Source organism: Pseudonocardia sulfidoxydans NBRC 16205 (assembly GCF_007989085.1).
Taxonomy (GTDB): domain Bacteria; phylum Actinomycetota; class Actinomycetes; order Mycobacteriales; family Pseudonocardiaceae; genus Pseudonocardia; species Pseudonocardia sulfidoxydans.
Map to the genome: position 1 here is coordinate 1 of NZ_BJVJ01000012.1, position 22,408 is coordinate 22,408.

The 22,408-nt window shown below is 72.7% G+C and carries 27 protein-coding genes; 23 read left to right on the top strand and 4 right to left on the bottom strand.

From position 1 onward, the window contains the following. A partial coding sequence (locus tag PSU4_RS08440; protein ID WP_147104552.1) for a nucleoside monophosphate kinase occupies positions 1-400 on the top strand: 400 nt, incomplete at its 5' end. Between the two features lie 43 nt (positions 401-443). Beyond that, positions 444-1,268, top strand: coding sequence for a type I methionyl aminopeptidase (gene map, locus PSU4_RS08445; RefSeq protein ID WP_147104556.1), 825 nt, complete (start codon positions 444-446; stop codon positions 1,266-1,268). 9 nt (positions 1,269-1,277) lie between these two features. On the opposite strand, the gene PSU4_RS08450 is transcribed toward map, so the two are convergent. Then, entirely contained in the window at positions 1,278-2,675 is a 1,398-nt protein-coding gene (locus tag PSU4_RS08450; RefSeq protein WP_147104559.1) for an MFS transporter, read from the bottom strand. Positions 2,676-2,976: 301 nt separating this feature from the next. Between PSU4_RS08450 and infA the strand changes: the two genes are divergently transcribed. The 9 genes from infA to PSU4_RS08500 all read left to right on the top strand — a co-directional run bounded on the left by infA (position 2,977) and on the right by PSU4_RS08500 (position 9,236). Next, a complete protein-coding gene (gene infA / locus PSU4_RS08455; protein WP_004558881.1) occupies positions 2,977-3,198 on the top strand; it encodes a translation initiation factor IF-1 in 222 nt (73 codons plus the stop codon). Between the two features lie 34 nt (positions 3,199-3,232). Next, the gene (rpmJ, locus tag PSU4_RS08460; protein WP_015883600.1) at positions 3,233-3,346 is read left to right on the top strand and encodes a 50S ribosomal protein L36; all 114 of its coding nucleotides are present in this window, start codon (positions 3,233-3,235) and stop codon (positions 3,344-3,346) included. 185 nt (positions 3,347-3,531) lie between these two features. After that, positions 3,532-3,912 (top strand): 30S ribosomal protein S13, encoded by a 381-nt coding sequence (gene rpsM, locus PSU4_RS08465; protein ID WP_147104562.1) that lies wholly within the window; start codon positions 3,532-3,534, stop codon positions 3,910-3,912. Further along, complete coding sequence (gene rpsK, locus PSU4_RS08470; RefSeq protein ID WP_013677438.1) at positions 3,912-4,319, top strand: 30S ribosomal protein S11; 408 nt, start codon at positions 3,912-3,914, stop codon at positions 4,317-4,319. The genes rpsM and rpsK overlap by 1 nt, the downstream gene beginning before the upstream one ends. Positions 4,320-4,339: 20 nt before the next feature. Further along, positions 4,340-4,945: a 30S ribosomal protein S4 gene (gene rpsD, locus PSU4_RS08475; protein WP_147104565.1), complete on the top strand. Its 606-nt coding sequence runs from the start codon at positions 4,340-4,342 to the stop codon at positions 4,943-4,945. A gap of 113 nt (positions 4,946-5,058) precedes the next feature. Then, positions 5,059-6,102, top strand: coding sequence for a DNA-directed RNA polymerase subunit alpha (locus tag PSU4_RS08480; protein ID WP_098958560.1), 1,044 nt, complete (start codon positions 5,059-5,061; stop codon positions 6,100-6,102). A 2-nt stretch (positions 6,103-6,104) separates the two neighbouring features. Continuing rightward, entirely contained in the window at positions 6,105-6,866 is a 762-nt protein-coding gene (gene rplQ, locus PSU4_RS32235; protein ID WP_147104568.1) for a 50S ribosomal protein L17, sunset domain variant, read from the top strand. 68 nt (positions 6,867-6,934) lie between these two features. Further along, positions 6,935-7,741 carry a tRNA pseudouridine(38-40) synthase TruA gene (truA, locus tag PSU4_RS08490; protein WP_222596204.1) on the top strand — a complete coding sequence of 269 codons (807 nt, stop codon included), beginning with the start codon at positions 6,935-6,937 and terminating at the stop codon, positions 7,739-7,741. Positions 7,742-8,039: 298 nt separating this feature from the next. Further along, positions 8,040-9,236, top strand: coding sequence for a type VII secretion protein EccB (locus PSU4_RS08500; RefSeq protein ID WP_147104574.1), 1,197 nt, complete (start codon positions 8,040-8,042; stop codon positions 9,234-9,236). Here PSU4_RS08500 and mycP read toward each other — a convergent pair whose 3' ends face one another. Beyond that, entirely contained in the window at positions 9,237-10,499 is a 1,263-nt protein-coding gene (gene mycP, locus PSU4_RS08505; RefSeq protein ID WP_147104576.1) for a type VII secretion-associated serine protease mycosin, read from the bottom strand. Next, positions 10,496-11,941 carry a type VII secretion integral membrane protein EccD gene (gene eccD / locus PSU4_RS08510; protein ID WP_186816816.1) on the bottom strand — a complete coding sequence of 482 codons (1,446 nt, stop codon included), beginning with the start codon at positions 11,939-11,941 and terminating at the stop codon, positions 10,496-10,498. The genes mycP and eccD overlap by 4 nt, the downstream gene beginning before the upstream one ends. Before the next feature lie 185 nt (positions 11,942-12,126). Between eccD and PSU4_RS08515 the strand changes: the two genes are divergently transcribed. The 12 genes from PSU4_RS08515 to PSU4_RS08575 all read left to right on the top strand — a co-directional run bounded on the left by PSU4_RS08515 (position 12,127) and on the right by PSU4_RS08575 (position 21,958). Continuing rightward, positions 12,127-15,015, top strand: coding sequence for a recombinase family protein (locus PSU4_RS08515; protein ID WP_147104581.1), 2,889 nt, complete (start codon positions 12,127-12,129; stop codon positions 15,013-15,015). Beyond that, entirely contained in the window at positions 15,015-15,422 is a 408-nt protein-coding gene (locus PSU4_RS08520; protein ID WP_147104584.1) for a hypothetical protein, read from the top strand. The genes PSU4_RS08515 and PSU4_RS08520 overlap by 1 nt, the downstream gene beginning before the upstream one ends. A gap of 640 nt (positions 15,423-16,062) precedes the next feature. Continuing rightward, positions 16,063-16,281, top strand: coding sequence for a hypothetical protein (locus tag PSU4_RS08530; RefSeq protein WP_147104587.1), 219 nt, complete (start codon positions 16,063-16,065; stop codon positions 16,279-16,281). Next, positions 16,281-16,502 (top strand): hypothetical protein, encoded by a 222-nt coding sequence (locus tag PSU4_RS08535; protein ID WP_147104590.1) that lies wholly within the window; start codon positions 16,281-16,283, stop codon positions 16,500-16,502. The genes PSU4_RS08530 and PSU4_RS08535 overlap by 1 nt, the downstream gene beginning before the upstream one ends. 35 nt (positions 16,503-16,537) lie before the next feature. Then, on the top strand, positions 16,538-17,746 hold the full coding sequence (locus PSU4_RS08540; protein WP_222596205.1) for an AAA family ATPase: 1,209 nt from the start codon (positions 16,538-16,540) through the stop codon (positions 17,744-17,746). A 299-nt stretch (positions 17,747-18,045) separates the two neighbouring features. After that, positions 18,046-18,363: a hypothetical protein gene (locus PSU4_RS08545; protein WP_147104596.1), complete on the top strand. Its 318-nt coding sequence runs from the start codon at positions 18,046-18,048 to the stop codon at positions 18,361-18,363. Positions 18,364-18,441: 78 nt separating this feature from the next. After that, the gene (locus PSU4_RS08550; RefSeq protein WP_147104599.1) at positions 18,442-18,780 is read left to right on the top strand and encodes a hypothetical protein; all 339 of its coding nucleotides are present in this window, start codon (positions 18,442-18,444) and stop codon (positions 18,778-18,780) included. A gap of 720 nt (positions 18,781-19,500) precedes the next feature. After that, positions 19,501-19,833 (top strand): terminase, encoded by a 333-nt coding sequence (locus PSU4_RS08555; RefSeq protein WP_147104602.1) that lies wholly within the window; start codon positions 19,501-19,503, stop codon positions 19,831-19,833. Beyond that, the gene (locus tag PSU4_RS08560) at positions 19,830-20,102 is read left to right on the top strand and encodes a hypothetical protein (protein WP_147104605.1); all 273 of its coding nucleotides are present in this window, start codon (positions 19,830-19,832) and stop codon (positions 20,100-20,102) included. The genes PSU4_RS08555 and PSU4_RS08560 overlap by 4 nt, the downstream gene beginning before the upstream one ends. Positions 20,103-20,391: 289 nt before the next feature. Continuing rightward, a complete protein-coding gene (locus PSU4_RS08565) occupies positions 20,392-20,805 on the top strand; it encodes a hypothetical protein (protein ID WP_147104608.1) in 414 nt (137 codons plus the stop codon). Between the two features lie 197 nt (positions 20,806-21,002). Continuing rightward, positions 21,003-21,542 carry a hypothetical protein gene (locus tag PSU4_RS08570; protein WP_147104611.1) on the top strand — a complete coding sequence of 180 codons (540 nt, stop codon included), beginning with the start codon at positions 21,003-21,005 and terminating at the stop codon, positions 21,540-21,542. Beyond that, the gene (locus PSU4_RS08575) at positions 21,542-21,958 is read left to right on the top strand and encodes a hypothetical protein (protein WP_147104615.1); all 417 of its coding nucleotides are present in this window, start codon (positions 21,542-21,544) and stop codon (positions 21,956-21,958) included. Before PSU4_RS08570 ends, PSU4_RS08575 begins: the two co-directional genes overlap by 1 nt. A gap of 252 nt (positions 21,959-22,210) precedes the next feature. Here the strand turns inward: PSU4_RS08575 and PSU4_RS31180 are convergent, their stop codons facing one another. Beyond that, a complete protein-coding gene (locus PSU4_RS31180) occupies positions 22,211-22,384 on the bottom strand; it encodes a hypothetical protein (RefSeq protein WP_186816817.1) in 174 nt (57 codons plus the stop codon). Positions 22,385-22,408 lie beyond the last annotated feature (24 nt).

Genomic DNA, 22,408 nt, shown 5'->3' on the forward strand with positions numbered 1-22,408 from the left:
GGGGTACATGGACGCGGGCAACCTCGTCCCCGACTCGGTGACCGTCGGCATGGTGAAGGCCCGCCTCGCCGACCCCGATGCGGCCAAGGGCTTCCTGCTCGACGGGTTCCCGCGCACCACGTCGCAGGCCGACGCGCTGGGTGAGATCCTGTCGGAGACGGGCGACGAGCTCGACGCCGTCGTCGAGCTGCAGGTGTCGGAGGACGTCGTCGTCGAGCGGCTGCTCGCGCGCGGCCGTTCCGACGACACCGAGGACGTCATCCGCAACCGGCAACAGGTCTACCGCGACGAGACCGCGCCGCTGCTCGACTACTACCGCGACCGGCTCGTCACCGTGGACGCCGTCGGCGAGGTCGCCGAGATCACCGACCGGGTGTTCGCGGCCCTCCCCGAGCGCTGACCCGCGTCGGGCGGGGCGTCACGAACCAGCAAGGAGCGCGTCGATGACTGGCGGCAGAGGCGGGGTCCGCGGAGCGTTGGCCCGTTTCCGTGGGCGTGACATCGAGCTGAAGACGCCGGGCGAGATCGAGGCCATGCGGGCGGCGGGGATCCTCGTCGCCCGCACCCTCGCCGCGGTCCGTGCGCTCGCCGCCCCGGGGGTCAGCACGGCCGACCTCGACGCACTGGCGGAGACGACGATCCGCGAGGGCGACGGCGTGCCGTCGTTCCTCGGCTACCACGGCTACCCGGCGTCGATCTGCGCGTCGGTGAACGACCAGATCGTCCACGGCATCCCGTCGGCGGCGCAGGTACTCGCCGAGGGCGACATCATCTCGGTCGACTGCGGCGCCGTCGTCGACGGCTGGCACGGCGACTCGGCGGTGACGCTGGAGATCGGCGCGGTCTCCGAGGCCGACCACCAGCTGTCGGCGGCCTGCGAGGAGTCGCTGTACGCGGGCATCGCCGCGGCGTTGCCCGGCGGCCGGCTCACCGACATCTCGCACGCGGTGCAGAACGCCGTCGAGAAGGCCGCGAACCGCGACCGGGCCGACTACGGGATCGTCGCGGAGTACGGCGGCCACGGCATCGGGACCTCGATGCACATGGACCCGTTCCTGCCCAACTACGGCGACCCGGGGCACGGGCTGCGGCTGCGCCCCGGTGTGGTGCTGGCGATCGAGCCGATGATCACGGCGGGCGAGCCGGAGACCCGCGAGCTGGAGGACGGCTGGACCGTCGTCACGGCCGACGGGAAGCGTGCGGTGCACTGGGAGCACACCGTCGCGATCACCGACGACGGCCCGCGGGTGCTGACCGCGGCACCGTGACGTCGGTGCTCAGGGGGCGCTGACCGGATCGGCCCCGTTGTCGGCCCCGTTGTCGGCCTCGTTCTCCGGTCCGTTCGCCGCCGCGTCCGCCGAGGAGGGCGCGGCCGGAGGAGCGGTGTCGAGCGGGTGCGCGATCTCGTCGCGGTCGAGCCGCCAGCCGACGACCGCCGCGGCCGCCAGCAGCACCGGGACGGTGCCGGCGAGCAGGAACGTCAGCGGGATGCCCACCCACTCGCCGATCGGGCCCGCCAGCGCCATCGACACCGGCATCAGGGCCAGCGAGACGAAGAAGTCGAGGCTCGACACCCGGCCCAGCAGGTGCGCCGGTACGCGGCGCTGCAGCAGCGTCCCCCAGATGACCATCGCACCGGCACTCGTGACGCCGACGACGAACGCGATGACGACCATGACCCACAACAGGTTCGTCAGCCCGAGGAAGGCCAGTGGGACGCCGCCGATGCCCCAGGCCAGGATCATCACCGTCAGGTAGCGGCGCGGCAGCCGGATCGACGACGTCGCGATCGACCCGACGGCGCTGCCGATCCCGAAGGCGCCCAGCACGAGGGCGTAGTCGCTGGGGCCGCCGCCGGTCTGGTCGCGCACCGCGAACGGCAGCAGGACCTCGATCGGGCCGATGACGACGAGCACGTACAGCGACGAGAACGCGAGGGTCGCGAAGAGCCATCCGGTGCGCAGCAGGTAGGCGAAGCCCTCGCGGACGTCGGCGAGCACGGAGGGGCGCCCGTCGGGGCCGCCGGGCGGGATGCGGTCCACAGCCGGGGTTCGGCGCATCGCCAGCAGGGGCGGCAGCGCGAGGCAGAACCCGATCGCGGCGGCGAGCAGCCCGGCCGCGGGGAACAGCGCACCGACGACGAGCCCGGCCACCGCGGGCCCGGCCGCCTGCATCGCGACCGGACGCAGCGTCCCCTCGACGCCGTTGGCGGCGAGCAGCTCGTCGGCGGGCAGCAGCGACGGCAGGATCGCCGACGCGGACGGGTAGTAGAAGGCGTCGGCGGTGCCGAGCAGGAACGCGACGACCGCGAGGTGCCACAGCGCTAGCGTGCCGGTGAGCGCGAGCGTCGCCGCCACGGCCGCCGACGCGATGCGGACGGTCTCGACGGCCACCAGCACGCGTCGGCGGGGGAGCCGGTCGGCGGCGACCCCACCCGCGAGCACGCTCAGCAGCAGACCCGCGCTGCCGGCCGCGGCGACGACGGAGAGCTGCGTCGGTCCGCCGCCCAGCTCGATGACCTGCCAGACGATCGCGACCAGCCAGATGCCCGTCGCGAACAGGGAGAACAGCATCGACGACGCCAGCAGCCGGTACTCGCGGTGGCGGAACGGCCGCAGTGCCCGGGGGAGGCGGGTATGGTCGGGTGCGGGGCCGTGACGGGTCTCCACGACCATGATGCGACCACGTCGACCCGGGTCGAGGTCAAGTGAAATTGTCCGTTCCGGCGGGCATGTCACGGGGGTCACCCCGCGCGCGTGTACCCGACTGTGAAGGCCCTCCGCAAGACCCGTACACTGGCTGTTCGGCGCGTTGGGTGCGCCGGTTCCGTCGTGCCTCCCGCATGTCGCCTCCGGTGTCCCTCGTGCCCACCGGACGCGACGACCGCAGCCAGATTGCTGTCGGCGGTCGTGGCCGTCCGCAGCACCACCTGTCAGATGCACGTCGTACGCAAGACCGTCACGGAACGCGGAGGACATGGCCAAGAAAGACGGGGCGATCGAGGTCGAGGGCCGGGTCGTCGAACCCCTGCCGAACGCGATGTTCCGCGTGGAGCTGGAGAACGGGCACAAGGTCCTGGCTCACATCAGCGGGAAGATGCGGCAGCACTACATCCGGATCCTCCCCGAGGACCGGGTGGTCGTGGAGCTCTCACCCTACGACCTGTCCCGCGGCCGAATCGTCTACCGCTACAAGTGATCGCCCGCTCCACCGGAACAAGAAGGCAGAAGACGTGAAGGTCAAGCCGAGCGTCAAGCCGATCTGCGACAAGTGCAAGGTGATCCGCCGTCACGGCCGGGTCATGGTGATCTGCGAGAACCTGCGCCACAAGCAGCGCCAGGGCTGAGCGTCACCAGCACGTCGCGGTCGTCCTGACCGCAGCTCTCACGAGCGTTAGAAGCACCCGACGAACCTGTCGCGCCGCGCGGGCGCGGCCCACCCCCGGCCCCCAGGCCGGGGCCCGGACCACGAGTCGGACCGGGGCGGACGTCGGGCAGACCTGGGGAACGGAACAGAGGAGAACATCGCCGCATGGCACGACTCGCAGGCGTCGACCTCCCCCGCGACAAGCGGATGGAGATCGCGCTCACCTACATCTTCGGGATCGGACGTACCCGGTCGCTGGAGATCCTCAACGCCACGGGCATCAGCAAGGACCTCCGGTCGAAGGACCTGACCGACGAGGACCTGTCCGCCCTGCGTGAGTACATCGAGGCCAACTTCCGCGTCGAGGGCGACCTCCGCCGCGAGGTGCAGGCCGACATCCGTCGCAAGATCGAGATCGGCTGCTACCAGGGGATCCGGCACCGCCGGGGCCTGCCGGTGCGTGGCCAGCGCACCAAGACCAATGCCCGCGGCCGCAAGGGACCGAAGAAGACGGTCGCCGGCAAGAAGAAGGCAGGTAAGAAGTAATGCCGCCCCGTACCCGTGGCGCGGCCGGACCCAAGAAGGTCCGCCGCAAGGAGAAGAAGAACGTCGCGCACGGCCACGCGCACATCAAGAGCACCTTCAACAACACCATCGTGTCCATCACGGACCCGACCGGTGCCGTGATCGCGTGGGCCTCCGCCGGCCACGTCGGTTTCAAGGGCTCGCGCAAGTCGACGCCGTTCGCGGCGCAGATGGCCGCGGAGAACGCCGCCCGCAAGGCCGCCGAGCACGGCATGAAGAAGGTCGACGTCTTCGTCAAGGGCCCCGGCTCCGGTCGTGAGACCGCGATCCGTTCGCTGCAGGCCGCGGGACTCGAGGTCGGCACCATCAGCGACGTGACCCCCCAGCCGCACAACGGATGCCGCCCGCCCAAGCGGCGCCGGGTCTAAGGGAGAGGGAGTAACCAGACATGGCTCGTTACACCGGACCCATGACCCGCAAGTCCCGCCGACTGAAGGTCGACCTCGTCGGCGGCGACCAGGCGTTCGAGCGCCGTCCCTACCCGCCCGGCCAGCACGGCCGGATCCGGATCAAGGAGACGGAGTACCTCCTGCAGATGCAGGAGAAGCAGAAGGCGCGCTTCGCCTACGGCGTGCTGGAGAAGCAGTTCCGCCGCTACTACGAGGAAGCCAACCGGCGTCCCGGCAAGACCGGTGACAACCTGCTGCAGATCCTCGAGTCGCGACTCGACAACGTCGTCTACCGGGCGGGCCTCGCGCGCACCCGGCGGATGGCCCGTCAGCTGGTGAACCACGGTCACTTCCTGGTCAACGGCCAGAAGGTGAACATTCCCAGCTTCCGCGTCGGCCAGTACGACATCATCGACGTCAAGCCGAAGTCGCTGTCGGCCGACCCGTTCGTGATCGCCAAGGAGCTCCTCGGCGACCGTCCGGTCCCGGCGTGGCTCCAGGTCGTCCCGTCGAACCTGCGCATCCTCGTGCACCAGCTGCCCGAGCGCCCGCAGATCGACACGCAGGTCACCGAGCAGCTGATCGTCGAGCTCTACTCGAAGTAGGAACTCGGTAGGGCCTCACGAGCTTCACGGCTCGTCCCCCCGCCCTGGAGTGGGGCGGGGGGCTCACTGCGGCATCAAATAGTGGTTGCCGCGGCATACAAAGGAGAAACACTGTGCTGATCTCTCAGCGCCCCACCCTGACCGAGGACTCGGTCACCGAGACCCGGTCGCGGTTCGTCATCGAGCCGCTCGAGCCCGGCTTCGGCTACACGCTCGGCAACTCGCTCCGCCGGACCCTGCTGTCCTCCATCCCCGGCGCGGCCGTGACCAGCATCCGCATCGACGGCGTGCTGCACGAGTTCACCACCGTCCCCGGGGTCAAGGAGGACGTCACCGACATCATCCTGAACCTCAAGGAGCTCGTCGTGAGCTCCGAGGAGGACGAGCCGGTGACGATGTACCTGCGCAAGCAGGGCCCCGGCCCGGTCACCGCAGGCGACATCGTGCCCCCGGCCGGCGTCACCGTGCACAACCCGGACCTGCACATCGCCACCCTGAACGACAAGGGCCGCCTCGAGGTCGAGCTCGTCGTCGAGCGGGGCCGCGGCTACGTGCCGGCCATGCAGAACAAGGCCACCGGCGCCGAGATCGGCCGCATCCCGGTCGACTCGATCTACTCGCCGGTCCTCAAGGTGACCTACAAGGTCGAGGCCACCCGTGTCGAGCAGCGCACCGACTTCGACAAGCTGGTGCTCGACGTCGAGACGAAGCCGTCGATCACCCCGCGCGACGCCCTGGCGTCGGCAGGCAAGACCCTCGTCGAGCTGTTCGGCCTCGCCCGCGAGCTGAACGTCGACGCCGAGGGCATCGAGATCGGTCCCTCGCCGCAGGAGGCCGACACCATCGCGGCCTTCGCGATGCCGATCGAGGAGCTCGACCTCACGGTCCGCTCCTACAACTGCCTCAAGCGCGAGGGCATCCACACCGTGGGTGAGCTGGTGGGCCGGTCCGAGGCCGACCTGCTCGACATCCGCAACTTCGGCGCCAAGTCGATCGACGAGGTCAAGATGAAGCTCGTCGGCCTCGGCCTCGCGCTGAAGGACAGCCCGCCCGGATTCGACCCGTCGGCCGCGGCCGTCGAGTACGGCTCCGACGGGTTCGACCCCGACAACTTCGGGGACGACGGTCAGGACTACGCAGAAACGGAGCAGCTGTAGCCATGCCTCAGCCCACCAAGGGTCCCCGCCTCGGCGGTTCGCCCGCGCACCAGAGGCTGATCCTGGCCAACCTGGCCACGCAGCTGTTCGAGCACGGTCGCATCACCACCACCGAGGCCAAGGCCCGGCGGCTGCGTCCGTACGCGGAGCGCCTGATCACCAAGGCCAAGAAGGGCGACCTGCACAACATCCGGCAGATCGCCAAGGTGATCCGGGACAAGGACGTCATCCACCGTCTCGTCACCGACATCGGCCCGTTCTTCGCCGACCGCAACGGCGGCTACACCCGCATCACCAAGACGCTGCCGCGCAAGGGCGACAACGCCCCTATGGCCGTGATCGAGCTGGTGTCGCAGAAGACGGTCACCGACGAGGCCGACCGTGCCCGTCGCGTCGCGGCGTCGCAGAACAAGGCCGAGGACAAGGTCCAGGCCGCTGCGGCTGCTCCGGCGTCGGAGGAGCCCGCTGTCGACCCGTCGACCGCGCCGTACGGCGAGGGCAGCCACGCCCCGCTGGACGACCCGCAGGAGGCCCCCGAGGGCTTCCCGGTCAAGGGCAACGCCGACTCGATGCTGTACCACCTCCCCGGGACGTCGTTCTACGACCGCACCGTGGCCGAGGTCTGGTTCGCCGACGCCGTCACCGCCGAGGCCGCAGGCTTCTCGCTGCCGAAGTCGCAGCAGGAGCTGAAGGACGACGCCGACGCGTCCGTCGAGAACGCCGAGGCCGACGCCGAGGCCGGCGACGCCAAGGGCGACGCCTGAGCAGCACCCCGCACCACGACGAGCCCGCCGTCCACCCGGACGGCGGGCTCGTCGGCGTCGTGCCCCCTGTGCCCGGGTCCGTGCAGCGCTACCGGCTCGACATCTCCTACGACGGCACGGACTTCTCCGGCTGGGCCCCGCAGCCGTCGCGGCGCACCGTCCACGGCGAGATCTCCGGTGCGCTGCAACGACTCCTGCGGGCGCCGGTGGCCCTCACCGTCGCCGGGCGCACCGACGCCGGGGTGCACGCGAGCGGCCAGGTGGCCCACGTCGACCTGGCCCTGGACGTCGAGCCGGACCGGCTCGTCCGCCGCCTCGCCCGGTTGCTGCCCCCCGACGTCCGGGTGCGTGAGGTGACGGTCGTGCCACCCGAGTTCGACGCCCGCTTCTCCGCGCTGCGCCGCCACTACGTCTACCGCGTGACGACCTCACCGTGGGGCGCGGACCCGTTGCGGGCCAGGGACACCCTCGCCTGGCCGCACCCGATCGACCTCGACGCCGTCGTCCGCGCCTCGGCCGGGCTGCTCGGCGAGCACGACTTCGCGGCCTTCTGCAGACGCCGCGAGGGCGCGACGACCATCCGCGAGCTGCTGCGGTTCGAATGGTCGGTCGACGCGGACGGCGTGTTCCGTGCCGCGCTGAGCGCCGACGCGTTCTGCCACAGCATGGTGCGCAGCCTGGTCGGCGCGATGCTCGACGTCGGCCGCGGGCGTCGGTCCCCCGACTGGCCGGCGGGCCTGCTCGACCGCACCGAACGCGTCTCCGACGTCGCCGTCGCGCCCGCGCACGGGCTGACCCTGGTGCGCGTCGACTACCCGGCCGACGACGAGCTCGCCGCCCGCGCGGCCGTCACGCGCAACGTCCGCACCCGCTGACGTCGCGGGGCAGGAACCCACAGCACGCCGAGTTCGACACCAGCCTGGTCCCGAGCATGATCGAACCAGTCCGACGTCGAACTCGGCGGAGCTTCTGGATCACGCCGCGGTCGTCGCCACGCAGGAGCGGCTGTGCATCGCCCGCGTCAGCAGGGCCATCGGCAAGCTCGGCTGCCGCGACCCGGCGCAGCTGCTGGTGCTCGCCGACGAGAGCGGGCTGGTGCGGCCGGGCTGGGCCGGCTGACGGGTTTCCCCGAACGCCCACGGGCGGGGTGCTCACGCGGATACGGTCCGCGGCATGGTCCGCCCGACCGCTCCCGCCCCGGCGCGGACGCCCGCCACCCGCGACCAGGCCGACGCCTACCGCTTCGGGGTGCGGCGCATGGAGGCCGCACTCGTCCGCGGCGACACCGTGCTGCTCCACGAACAGCTGCGGGCGCAGCGACGTGCCGCGTTCGCCGGTGTCCTGCTGGCGTTGCTCGTGCTGGGCGGGGTCGCCGCGCACGGGCGGCTCACGTCGGCGAGCGACTGGACGAGGGCGAAGCTCGTCGTCGCGGAGACGGCCGCGACGATGTACGCGGTGGTGCCGGGGCCCCGGTTGGTCCCGGTCGCGAACCTGGCGGCGGGGCGTCTGCTGCTCGCCGCGTACCGCGTCGAGGGAGGGGCGACCGCGGTACCGGAACCGGTGGCCGACGACGAGCTCGCGGACGCGCCGCGGACGGCCGTGGTCGCGGTGCCCGGCGCGTCCGGTGTGCACCCCGACGGGCCGGGGCCGGCGGGCGGCTGGGCGGTGTGCGACACCGTCGGGTCCTCGGGGCTGGAACGCACGACCGTCGTCGCCGGGGTGGTGCCCGACGACCTGCCCGGGGCGGGCGCCGCCGTGCTCGCCGAGAGCGCCGGACAGGCGTGGGTGATCGCGGACAACCGCCGCTACCGCGTCGACCCGGGGGACCGGGCAGTGCTCGACGCCCTCGGCGCCGACCGGCGTGCGGTCCGGCAGGTCGGCGCGGCGTTGCTCGCGTCGCTGCCCGAGGGCCCCGCGCTCACCATGGCCTCGCGGAGCCGCTCGGGGGACTGGCCCCGGCCGCCGCCACGCTGGGCCGACCCCGCGGCGGAACCGGTGCTGTGCCGGGTGGTCATGCCGAACGATCCCGCGCATCCGGTGGTCGTCGGCGCCGCAGCGGTGCCCGCGGCGGCGGGCACCGTCACCGTCGACCTCGCCCAGGGCGACGGGGCCGGCCCGCGTGCCGACGCGGTCGTGCTCGGTGCGGGCGCCGGCGGCGCCGTCCGGCTCGCCTCGGACCCGGCGCGGCTCGCGCTGGTGTCGACGACCGGTGTCCTGCACCCGATCACCGGAACCGGGACGGCCGAGGCGCTCGGCGTCACGGACGCGGCGGACGCGCCGGACTGGGCGCTGCGGCTGCTGCCCGTCGGACCGGGACTCGACCTCGACGCCGTGACACGGACGGTCGACGTCCTCGACCGGGTGGGCTGACTACGGACGGCGCCGCAGCGCCCGGACCGCGAGCGGCAGCGCGGCGACGCACGCGACGACGATCGCGACCGCCACCCCCGGTGGGAGCGGCGGCTCGACGTCGACACGCTCGCCCAGGCCGGGCAGGGGGGCGGTGGGTCTGCCCTGCGTCGTCGGGGGCGTGTGCGCCGGGCGTGGCTGCGCGGCGCCGGTGCCGGCCGCCGGGGCGTCGGTGGTCGGGTGCAGGGACAGCGCCGCCACGGGGTCGACGACGCCGCTGCCCACCGCGTCCCGCGTCGCCGAGGGCAGTGGCCGTGCCGTCGCGAGGATCGTCCCGACGATCTCGCGGGCGCTCGCGTCGGGCCGCTGCTGGGTCAGCAGCGCCGCCGTCCCCGCGACGAACGGTGCCGCGAAACTGGTGCCCCGCACCGGTTCCCGGGTGAACCCACCGGGCACCCCGAGGGTGTCGAGGCCGGCGCCGGGCGCCGCGATGTCGACCCACGGGCCGCGGACGCCGAACGGCGCCGGCCCGCCGCGTGCGTCGAGGGCGCCGACGGTGAGCACGTCCTCGCCCAGCCAGCCGGGCAGCGCGACCTCCCCGTCGAGGCAGCCGCCGCCACCGACGTTGCCGGCCGCGGCGACCACGACGACGTCGTGGTCGGCGGCGAACCGCAGCGCCGCGCGCAGGGGCGGGGCCGCGTCCTCGGCGACGGCGGGGGTGACGCAGCCGGCCTCGGACACGTTGACGACGTCGGCCCCGGCCCGGACGGCCAGGACGAGGGCATCGGCCAGCGTGTCGACGTTCCCCACACCGGTCGACGAACCGCCGAGGGTGTACCTCCGGCTCGACTGGCGGATCGAGAGCAGCGTGGCGTCCGGGGCGACACCGCGGAACCCGTCGTCGGCGTTCGGGGACGCGGCGAGCAGGCCCGCGACCGCGGTGCCGTGGCCGTCGCAGTCCTCCAGCCCCGAGCCGCCACGAACGTAGTCGCCGACACCGGTGACCCGGCCGTCGAGCCGCGGGTGCGGGGCGATACCGGTGTCGATGACCGCGACGCGGACGCCGCGACCGGTCGCCAGCCGGTGCGCCGCATCGAGACCGAGCGCCGCGACCTGCGTGTCGGGCACCCGAGGTCCGGGGGCGCCGCCGCTGTCCTCGCACGCCTGCGGCGCCTGCAGACCCGTCGCCGGGACGCGGGGCGCGGTGCCGTCGGGCAACGGGGCGTCGACGGCCGGCAGCGGGCCCAGAGCGAGCATCACGGCGACTGCCAGTGCGGTGATCACAGCACGTGCACCACGGCGAGCAGCCCCGACGCGGCGACGGCCAGTGGCGCGGCGGCGGCCACCAGCGCGGCCTCGGCCATGTCGAGCGCCCGCCGCGCGACGGGGGAGAGCGTCGGCGTCACCGGCCCCGAGGAGCCCAGCGCCGCGACCCCCCCGATCAGCACCGCGACGGCGACCGCAGCGCCCGCCGTGCCGGAGAGGGCGAGCGGCGCCAGCGCGGCGAGGCCCGCGGCCGCGCAGCCGCCCGTCAGCACCCGGGTCACGACGGGATCGGTCGTGCCGCGGGTGCGCAGCCCGAGGACCACGGCGACGACGCCCGCGAGCGCCGCGCCCGCCCAGCCCTGCGACGAGGCGAGCGACGCCGCACCCGCCGCGACGACCGCGATCCCGCCCGCGGTGCCCGTCAGGTAGCCGCGGGCGAGGTCGGCGCGGTCGGCCAGCTCGTCGGGGGAGAGTCCACAGGCCGGGTCGGCGTCGGCCAGGTCGTCGAAATCGGACGCGACGACGGGGCGCGGCACCCCGGCCAGCCGCAGCGCGCACCGGGGCAGCAGCGGCCCGACCGCCACGGCGACGGCGGCGACGACGGCTGCGACCTGCGGACCGTCGGCCTCGGTGGACAGGGCGCCCGTCGCGGCGAGCAGCAGCGCTGCGGCGACGGTGACCGTGGCCAGCAGCGCGGGCGTCACGACCCGGACCACGAGCTGACCCGCCGCCGCGACAGCGCCCGCCGCGGTGGCCGCGAGCAGCAGCCCCGCCGCGCCCTCGGGGAGTGCGGCCCATCCCGCCGCCGCGGCGAACGGCACCGCGGCCAGCGCGGCGACCCGCGCCTCGCGCAGCCCGTCGTCGTCGGGCGGGCGGCGGCCGGCGACGACCACACCCCCGACGGCGAGCACCCCGGCGACGACGCACGCAGGCCACCCCGCGCCCGCTGCGGCCACGACGCCCGCGGCGACGGTCGCGAGCAGCAGCGCGAGGACCGTCCTCAGCGCGTCCCCCCGACCCGGCACGTGCTCACCGGCCGCGCGGGCGAGCACGTCGACGGGGTCGTCGAGCACCGGTGGCGCAGGCGCGGCCGTGTCGGGGCGCAACTGCAGCAGTTCCCCGTCGAGCAGCCCGAGCGCGGCGAGAGACGCGGGAGGCGGCAGCGCGACACCCGTCGACGTCATCAGCCGCCACCGCACGGGCGCCGCCGTCACCGGTGCGCGGCCAAGCAGGTCGAGCAGCATCGGGACCAGCTCGGCGACCGGCACCCCGGTCGGGAGCGCGACGTCGGCGGTGCGGTGCGGGGCGCACACCGTCACCCGGCACCACGCCGACGAGGTGACGACGGGCGGGTCGGCCTCCGGACGTCCGACACGGGCCGCGGCGACGCGGCGGGCGGTGGCGTACGGGTCGCCACCCAGGGGCACGGTGGCGCCGGTGTGGGCCGGGAACTCTGTCACGGGCACCTCGGTCTTCGGATGCGGGCGCGCCGGTTCCGGGTGCAACGTGATTGCCGGAACGGCCACGCCGAGGGCGGGGTGGCGCCTACTGTCGCCGCGCATCCGGCCCGGTGTGGGCCGTTTCGGGAAAGCAGTTCGCACCTGAACGCGAACCGCTGCCCCGGGAGAGACGTGGAGGGCGGGGCGTGGGCACGATCGGGAAGGCGCGGACGCGTCGCGTCGTGGCGCCGATGCCGGGTGGCGAGCTGCTGCTGGAGCCGCCGCCCGAGCTCGAACGGGTCGTCCCGGGCGGGATGCTCGCCCGGCTGCTGCCGATCGGGATGATCGTGGCGTCGATCGCGATGATGTGGGTGCTCGCGAGGGCGAACCCGTCGATGTGGATGTTCGGCGCGATGATGGTGCTGTCCAGCATCGCGATGCTGGTGTCGGGCAACTCCTCCGGGCAGGGCGGCGCCGCGCGGGCCGCCGGTCTCGACGAGGACCGCCGCGACTACCTGCGCTACCTCGGGGTCCAGCGCGACCGCGTCGACGCCGTGGCCGCCGCGCAACGGGCCGCGCTGCTCGGCACCCACCCCGACCCCGCGGCCTGGCCCGACGTCGTCGCCGCCGGGCGGCACTGGGAGCGCGTCCCGGCCGATGCCGACTTCGCGCAGGTCCGCGTCGCGCTCGGCGTCCAACGTCTCGCGACCCGGCTCACCGCGCCCGAGACCGGTCCCGTCGACGGCGTCGAACCCGTCACCGCGGCCGCGTTGCGACGCTTCCTCGGCCGGCACTCCGTCGTCGCCGACCTGCCCGTCGCGCTCGACCTGCGCTCCAGCGCGACGGTGTGGCTGGAACGGACCGGCGCCGATCCGGGCCCGGCGCGCGGCCTGGCCCGCGCGATCGTCGCCCAGTTCGTGCTGTGGCACGGCCCCGCCGACGCGGTCGTCGCCGTCCTCGCCGCCGACCCCGCACCCTGGGACTGGGTGAAGTGGCTGCCGCACAACGCCCACGGCCGCACCGTCGACGCGCTCGGGCCGGTCCGGCTCGTCGCCTCCGACCCCGACGAGCTGCGCGCGCTGCTGGCCGCCGACCTCGCGGCGCGCCCACCGGGCCCCGGCCCCGCCGAACCGCACGTGCTGCTCGTCGTCGACGGGGTCGACGGGCCCGGCCCGTGGGCGGGCGTCGCCGGGGTCACCGTGCTGCGGGCCGGGGCGCCGCCCGGGCGGCGGGCCGCGCCGTCGGTGGTGCGGCTCGCGGTCGGCCCCGGGACCCTGGGTCGCGTCGCCCCCGACGGGGCGATCGCCCCGATCGGCGTGCCCGACTCGCTCGACCCCGCCGAGGCGGCCGCGCTCGCCCGTCGCCTCGCACGCTTCCGCCCCGCCGGGGTCGCGGCGGCCGACGACGGCACACCCGTTGCCGCGCAGGACCTGCCCGCGCTGCTCGGCGTTCCCGGGCGGCCCACGGCGGCCGACGTGGAGGCCGTCCGCACCCGCCGGCGACGCACCGCCGCCGACCGGCTGCGGGTGCCGCTCGGCGTCGACGAGGACGGCCGGCCCCTGCTGCTCGACCTCAAGGAGTCCGCGCAGGGCGGGTCCGGGCCCCACGGGCTGTGCGTCGGCGCCACCGGCTCGGGGAATGCCCAGACGGACTATGGCACACTTCCTGCCGTGACAGCAACCGTCGCGCGCCGAGTCGCCTTGTATCTCCGCATCAGCCGCGACAAGTCCGGCGCCGGACTGGGTGTCGACCGGCAGCGCGCCGAGTGCCAGGCGCTCGCCGACAAGCTGGGCTGGGTCGTCGTCGCGACGTTCGAGGACAACGACATGTCGGCGTACTCAGGCAAGCCTCGGCCCGGATACCGCGCGCTGCTCGACGCGATCCAGGCCGGCACCGTCGACACGGTCGTCGCATGGCACACGGACCGGCTGCACCGCTCGCCGTCCGAGCTCGAGGAGTGGATCGAGGTCTGCGACCCGCGCGGGGTCGAGGTCCACACGGTGAAGGCCGGCCCGATCGACCTCGCGACGCCGTCCGGTCGGATGGTCGCCCGCGTGCTCGGCGGCATCGCGCGGTACGAGTCCGAGCACCGGTCCGAGCGCATCGCGTCGAAGAACGACGAAATCGTCCGTCGAGGCGGCTTCCTCGGCGGCGTCCGGCCATTCGGCTACACCGCCGACGGAATGCAGCTCGAACCCGGCGAGGCCAAGATGATCACAGCAGCGACCCGGGCGATCCTCGACGGCGGGTCTCTGCGGACCGTCGTCAAGGAGTGGAACGCGACGGGCCGGCGCACGACGAAGTCGGGGCAGGCATGGTCGTCGTCGAGCGTGCGCGACGTCCTGATGCGCGGCAGAAACGCCGGCCTCGTCCAGCATCGGGGCCGGATCGTTGGGCCCGCCTCGTGGCCGGCGATCGTCAGCGAGGACGAGTGGCGTGGCGTGTGCGCGCTGCTCGGATCGCCGTCTCGGCGGACCAGCCCCGGCAACGAGGTGAGGTGGCTCGGGAGCCTGCTCTACCAGTGCGGCGTGTGCGCGGAGACGATGATCGTCGGAACCTCCGGCCAGCACCGGCACCCGTCGTACAAGTGCCGGGGATCCGATCAGGGAGGCCCGCGGCACGTGACTCGCCAGGCTGCGGCCCTCGACGAGTTCGTCGAGCAGGTCATCGTGACGCGGCTGTCGCTCGACGACGCACGCGAGATGTTCGCACCGCACAGGCCGGACGTCGATGTGACGGCGATCCGGGCGGACCTTGCCCGGATCGACCAGCACCGGACCGACCTCGCGGAACGGCTCGGGAGCGGCGAGATCAGCATTGCGATGATGGACGCAGCGAACCGGCCGCTACTCGCGCGCCAGGCCGAGATGGAGCGAGCGCTCGCCGACGCTGCGATCCGGTCACCGCTCGCCGAGCTCGTCGACGCTACAGACGTCGCCGCCGAATGGGCGCGCCTGCCGCTACAGATGCGCCGCAGCATCCTCGACGAGCTGATGACCGTGACCGTCCTGCCTGCGCCGCGTGGCCGACGGCCCGGGGGCGGCTACTTCGATCCCGAGTACGTCCGGATCGAGTGGAAGGGCGGGGAGGCGTGATGGCGTACAACCTGCCGAACGTCGGCCGAAGCCGCCGGGCCGAGCAACTCGCGGAGGCCTTGCTCGCTCACCCGGACGAACTCGCCGCCCGCGCGTCCCACATCGTCATCTGTGCCAAAGGGCGCGTGTGGTGCCGCCTGTTCAAGATCCCCGAGGAAGGTCTGCTGTTCGTGCCCGCCGGCAAGACCCCGCAGATGGTCATACGGGGTCGGGACAAGAAGGCCCAGCAGGAATGGCAGCGGCCGGCGCCGTACTGGCTCGACGACTCCGAGCCCGGCGAGCACGTCCGCGGGCGGTGCGCATGCTGCTCCGACACGAACCCGGGAGTGACGGTCGGGTGGCTCCTCGATGTCATCAAATCGGGCCAGAAACGGATCATGCTGCCCCGTACGATACGGTCTTCGTAGCCTTGCGGTAGCCGGACGGGAATCTTCCCGGACACCGGCCCTGGCAGCCCTGGGGATAGGCACCCAGCGAGAGCCCGAGAGGGGCTATCGATGGCTGCCCGCACACCGGCACGGCGATCCGCTGCCGCCCGTGTCTCCGTCCTCCAGCGCCACCACGGTCCAGACGACCCCCGCCTCAACGACGCCCGCCGAGAACTCCGCGCCGCGGAACTCGAGGACCACGTCCGTCGCATCGTCGACGGCGCCCCGCCCCTCACCGCCGAGCAGCGGAACCGCATCGCGACCCTGCTCCGCACCCCGGCGCCGGCAGCAACGGGATGAGCCAGACACCAGACGACCGGGGAGTTGGCGGCTCCCCGGTCGTCCAGAACAACAGGGTCCGGCTGGGCGGCGGGACTGACTCGGATCGTAGCGCGCACACAGCCGACTACATCGCCGGTCTCCGCCGCCGACAGGCCGCCGCCCTCCGCTGCGAGCCCCTCGACACCGGCCACCGCGACCCCCACACCGACGCCACCCGCGACCACGTCGACCCGCGAACCGTCGAATCCTGGCGGGCCGCCTGGTCACACCTCGCCGCCGCAGGACACGATGTCGGCTGGGCGGTCCCCGACCCTGTCCGCGCCTACCGGACCGCGTCGTGAACCGCCCCGCGGAAGGGCACTGGGTGCGGGTGCGGTGGGTCCTCGGCGAACTCGCCCGCCACCCTGACGACCGGCCTGTCGCGCCCCGGTTCCGGCACGGCCGCCGCGTCGGACTGTCGACGGTCGCGAGCGTCCGCAAGGAACTCGTCAACGGCCTGACCGACGTCGCGGTGATCGAACAGGTCGTCGAGCGCCCCAGCTGGCGGTGGGCCTGATGACCGACACTTCCTTCGAGGCCGCGGTTCGCGCGCTCGACGACCTGCCCACCGCCTACTCGGTCGGGCTCATCACCGAACTGGACGGCGTCACCCCGGTTGCCCCCCTCACGGTCGGTGACCTGCGGCTCGCGCTCCACCGCGACGAGATCCAACCCCACGAGGTCCTCGACCTCCTGACCCGGCAGCGCATGCTGCGGCCCACCGGTGGTGACTCGTGACCGCGGCCGACATCCGCCACCAGCACCAGCCCGACGTGTGGGGCCTCGACCGCGACGGATTCGCCCGCTGCCGCGGCTGCGGGGTCAACTACCAGCCCGACGACGAGGCGTTCCACGACCCTGACGCGAGTTGGCCCAACAGCCCAGCAGTCACCACGAACGGGTCGCAGCCGACACCAGATCAGCCGCCAACCACCCGGCGGCTGGTAGCGGTACGGCCACATCTACGGGCGTCCCTGCTGACTGTGTCCGGTCTCGCCACGCTTCCACCCGTCCGCCCACTGATCGACGGGTTGCTGTACCGCGGAACCCCGGCCCAGCTCTCCGGCCCACCCGGCTCCTACAAGTCGTTTACCTCCGTCGGGATGGCGTGCGCGGTCGCGGCCGGCGTGCCTTTCGAGGGCCACGCCGTACCCGAAGGGGGCGGACCGGTCGTCTACGTCGCCGCTGAAGGCGCGAACGGTCTACAAGCACGGATCCTCGCGTGGTGTGAGCTCACCAACATCGACCCCGTCGATCTCGAGGGCAAGCTCTACGTGCTCCCGCTGCCCGTCCAGCTTGGCAACTGGATGGACGTCGCCGATGCCGTCGAGATCACCCGCGAACTCGGCGCTGTTCTCATCGTGCTCGACACCCGTGCCCGCTGCACGGTCGGTCTCGAGGAGAACTCCAACACCGAGCAGGGCCGTGCGATCGCCGCGTTGGAGACGTTGATCCACGACACCGACTGCGCCGCGCTCGTCGTCCATCACTCCGGACGGAGTGGCCTCAACCCGCGCGGCGCCAACGCCTGGGACGGAGCGGTGTGGTCTGACCTACGCCTGACCGGTGACAACCTGCACTGCAAGCTGAACTGCTTCAAGCACAAGGACATACCGGACGGCTGCGACCACGAATTCCGGCTCATCCCGCACACCGTGTCCGACAGCCTCATGCCCGAAGCCACCGAAGCGCAGCGGCAGACACTCGTCCTCGTCGCAGGAGACGGCCGGCCTGACACCGACGACGCACCCAGCGTCACCTCAGTCGCCGAGATCATCCGCGAATGCGACGGCATCGAAGGGCTCACTCGGCCCCAGATCATCACGTTGGCCGCAGACCGGGGAGTCAGCCGCTCACAGGCCTACGCCGCAGTGAAGACGCTGATCGAACGGGGGCAGGTCCGCAACGTCAGCGCCACCCGGACACCGCGCTACGTCGCTTCCCGGACCACCCTGCCCGTCGACGTCGGAGACCCCGAGTGAGCTCACGATCTGGCCTCCGCAATCCGTCCGGATTCCATGATCAAAGAGGGACGGATTCCGGAGGCCCAACCGGACGCCGAAACCGGACCGAGTTCGGACGGCCGGGCCACAACGTCGCAGGTCAGCTCGCCGGCCCTGACGACGTCCGGTCCATGTCCGGACCTCGTCCGGCATCTGTCCGAGGTGTGTCCGGCCCGTCCGGTCTCTCTATAGAGACCGGACGACCGGACGGGCCGAACACGCACACCACCCAACCCCCGTGGTCAGACACCCGACCCAGCACCAAGGAGACACGCCCGATGGCTACCGCATGGTCCGACGACAAGGACCTCAGCAGCGTCGTCGGCACGCACCGCCTGGCACGCGTGGCGATCACCTACGACCGGCTCGTCCGCGCCTTCGGGAAACCCGAGCACGGCTTGGACTACAAGACCGAAGTCGAGTGGCACATCAGCACCCCGTTCGGGCTCGGCACGATCTACGACTTCACCTACGGCGACTACCCCGGCCCGTCCGTGCCCGAGCGGATCACCAGGTGGTCGATCGGCGGACACAACGACGCAACCGGGACATACATGTTGCGCCTCATCGAGGCCGCAGGCGGCGAGCCGGCATGAGCTCCCACCACGAACCGACCTGACCGACACAGCGACGCTCCCGCGCCACCGCTCCCCCCAACCAAGCCGGAGGCCCGCATGCCACGTACCGAGTACCGCCCCGACGTCCTCGACCCCGACAGCCCGATCGGCCGGCTCCACCGCCAACGAACGCTCCCGTGCCGCGGCCAGGCCGACACCTTCGACATCGACGAGCAGCCCGGCGAATCAACCGAGGACCGCATCACCCGCCTGCGCATCGCCGTCGGGATCTGCCGCTCCTGCCCGGCCCGCACGCTGTGCGCCGAGGCGCTGCTCGCACTACCCCCGCACCATCAGCGGGGACTCTGGGCAGGCCAGGTCCTCGGAGCGGGCAGGCATATCGCTCGGGCGGTCCTCGCCGAGGCGCCCCCTGTCGAGATGGCCGCCGGTGCATGACGAGACCAGCCCCGGAGACCAGGCCTCGACCGGGCAGCACACAGCGGGGTCGCCGGTGTCGCGGTGGTGCCCGGTGCGCGACGTAGCCGCCACCTGCGAAGTGCAGGCTGTGGCCCCGCCCATCGGCCGGGTGGTGTGCCCGGAGCAGCCCGGCGCCAACCCAGGTGACCCGCCCGGCGCCCGCGCCCACCACCACTGCGTGCGCTGCACCATCACGACACGAACGAACTCGTCGAGTTGCCGATCTCGACTGCGAACCATCAACGTCGCGACTCGTTGCAACCGCACCGCGAGATCGAGGCAGGCCCGCCGGCACCTGCCCTCGGCTGCACCGCATCCGCCCCGGATCAGGGGTGCCCCTCACGGGCAGGTGCCGGGCGGACATACGGCCGGCCATGGCTCGTCGGTGGCGGCGCTGCCTGGTCATGCCGCGCCTCCGGTCTGCCGCGCCCCCTCGGCCACGCGACCCGAGGCGCCAGTCCGCCCCGGCCGAAGCCCGAGCCTGTGCATCACACCCATGATCACCATCGATGTCGATCACTCAATGATCAACTCAAGTGCGTTGAGTGATCCACAACTGATCAACAAGCCGCAACGCTCTGACCTGCGGAAACACCGAGGGGTAGGGGGCGGCCAGCCCATCGTCGCTGGTCAGAGCCCCCGACCCCGGTCCAAGGCCCAGAAACCCCTGTGCGACCTGAATCAATCGAGGTGTAGATCATGAACGTGAGGGCCCCGGCGGGGTTGAAGACTTCGGGTCGCGCGCTGTGGAAGGCTGTGACCAGCGACTTTGATCTGGCCGAGCATGAGCGCAGGCTGTTGGTCGAGGCGTGCAGGTGTGCGGATCAGCTGGATGAACTGGCCGCGATATCGGCCGCTGAGGGGTCGATGGGCCCGGATGGGCGGGTCCACCCTGCGGTGATCGAGGCCCGGCAGCAGCGGCTGACTCTGGCCCGCCTGGTCGCGTCTCTGCGTGTCCCGGACGACGGGGATGTCCGTCCGCAGCGCCGGGGTGCCGCCCGCGGCTTCTACGGCGGGATGGACGGGTCGTGAGGCGCCGGGTCGCGCGCGGCGTCGTGGAGATGCCGGAACACCTGCGGGCGCAGCCGACGGTCGACGATCCGATCGATGTGTGGCGCGCGTGGTGGACTGCGCGGGACGAGTGGCGGAAGTCGGCGGGTGCCCCGAACGTCCTGGGCGGCTGGCTCACCGACGTGTCCCAGTTGATGCGGCTGCACAATCGACGCTGGGCCTCGAACGGGCGTGCCCTCTCGCAGGCGGTCCAGAAGGCCGGCACGGACGGCGACGGGACGTCGCGGTGAAGGTGCTGGCACGGCTTGTCCCGGCGCGCCGCTGCTCGGTCTGTCGTCGGCGGTTCGGTCGGGTCGACAGCTGCGCGGTGACGCGGCGGACGTATGTGTCGCGGTTCGGCACCGGGATCGAGTTGCCCGACTTGATGTTCGCGCCCCTCGGTGACAAACCGTTGCGCTGCAACGGGTGCGGTGTGGTGCACGGCCGGTCTCATCACGCCGGCTGCCGAGAGGCGCGGTGCCTGACCTGTACGGAACGCGCGGCCGACTGCGGCTGCCGATGGAGTGAGGAGATCACGTGATGAACGACTGCGATGCCTGCCGTGGCGGGTTGGGCCACGATCACGACGACGGCGGGGAGTGCGCGCACGCGTGGTCGTCGGGTGCGTGGCGGGGCTGCTGCGCGAATGAGTTGGCGCAGCGGGTGGGTCTGCTGACGGCGTCGTTCGAGGCGCGGCGCCGGCCCCCCGAGGACGCGGCGCAGGTGGCGTGCGAGCTCCGATGCCCGTGCGCCGAGGTGGGCGAGGTGTTGCCGGCGGCGGAGGAGCTGGAGAGGTTTCCGTGCGCGACGAGCGCCGCGGCGGCGTGCCGGGTGTGGACCCGGGAACGACTGGAGATGGAGTTGCTCGCCGAGCGGCTCGCCGCCGGCGTCGTCCAGATGCCGGAGAACGTTGCTGACCTGCTGAGCAGCAGCAACCGGGATGAGGAGGTCTGACAATGGGCGACACGGGATTCGGGATCGCGGTGTGTGCACACGAGGCCGCGCACGCGGTTGTTTCGACGGCGTTGGGTGTGCCGGTGCTCGAACTGCGGGTCGACAACCCCGAGCCGGGTACCGGCGGCTGGTGCCTGTTCGACGGCGATGGCTGGCGGTCGGGTCGGTGGGGCGGCCGATCGCTGGAGTGCATCGCGATGACGAGCGCGCCGAAGGTCTGGTCGCGGGAGTTCGCGGATCGGCGGGACCGGGAACCGGCCGCGGCGCACGGTAGCGACGACCAGGCGATCGAGGCGATCCAACGCGAAGCACTGCCGCTGGACGCGGCGCTGTTCCGGGATCACCGTCGGCGGGCTGAGGCGTTGGCGGCGACGGTGCTGGCGGAACGGCAGGACGACGTGCGCACCCTCGCTCGGAAGCTGCAGCGGCACGGTGGCTGGGTGCGCGGGGTCGGGTGGGGGCTCCCGCCGCGCCAGACTCCGCGGCCGGCGTCTCGCGAGGTTGGGCAGCGGGAGGAGACCCGCGTCGTCGTCCGGCCGAGTCAGGACCCCTTGATGCCGTCGCTGCGTGCGGTGGTTGCTGACAGCCTCACGAGAAGCGCGGCCGACGAGCAGCGGCGCCAGGAGTTCATGCTCGACGTCCGTGACCGGGTGGCGAAGCGGTTGATCACGACGGATGAGGCGTATCGGCTGTGCCGTCAGGCCGGGTATCGGACCGAGTTCCGGAAGGCGGGCTGATGGGCACCGACACCCTGACCGGGGTCACGACGTCGACGTCGGTGTATCGGTTCGATGTGGCCTGCGATGGCGGCACGGTCGGCCACCATCTCCTCGTCGGTGACCCGATCCCGGCCGGGGCGGTCGTGGTCGACGCCCTCGCACGGGTCGAGCGAAAGTTCGTCTCCGCCGAGCCTCCTCAGGCCCGTAGCCCTCTCCGCCTCGCCGTTGTGGTCGGTGGTGGGGTGCTGCTCCCGCCGGTCGGGACGGGCGCGCTGGCATCGCCGGGGCAGGTACTGCGGTCAGAGCTCCCGGCCCGGGCGCGGGTGCTGGTCGGGAACGGTGAGCGACCGGCGGCCGCGGTCGAGGGGTCGGTGGGCTTCTCAGCGGGCGGGTTGCTGCTCGTGGTGTCGTGGGTGGAGCTGCCCGACGTGTGACGTCGCGGGGTGATGTCTTTGGCCCTTGGCCTCTATGCTGAACCCAGCTTCAGGTTTGAGTCTCGGCTACCTCTCGGCGCGACAGGCTCCGAGAGGTTCAGCCGGGGCTTGACCGGGTGGCCTGCCGGCTGAGAACCGGTGGGTCGCCTGGTCCGGTGTCCCAGCCCCTAACGGCCGGTCTACGCTGCGCCGAGGGTCGGCCGTCTCCGATCAGGAGGCGGGCCAACCTGACGGCCGCCGCGCGCGAACCTGTCAGAGATCGCGGTTCTCCTCGATGCTGTTGCGCGCTTCGACGGCGTCGGCGAGTTTCTCGATCGCGCTGGCGACGGCGAGCAGGGCGTGCACCTTGGCTTCCTCGATCTCGTTGTCGCGGCTGAGGCTGGCGAGGGCGCTGTCCTCGTGCGAGGAGGGTCCGATCATCGACATGCTCAGCACTTCGCGGCCGGGACG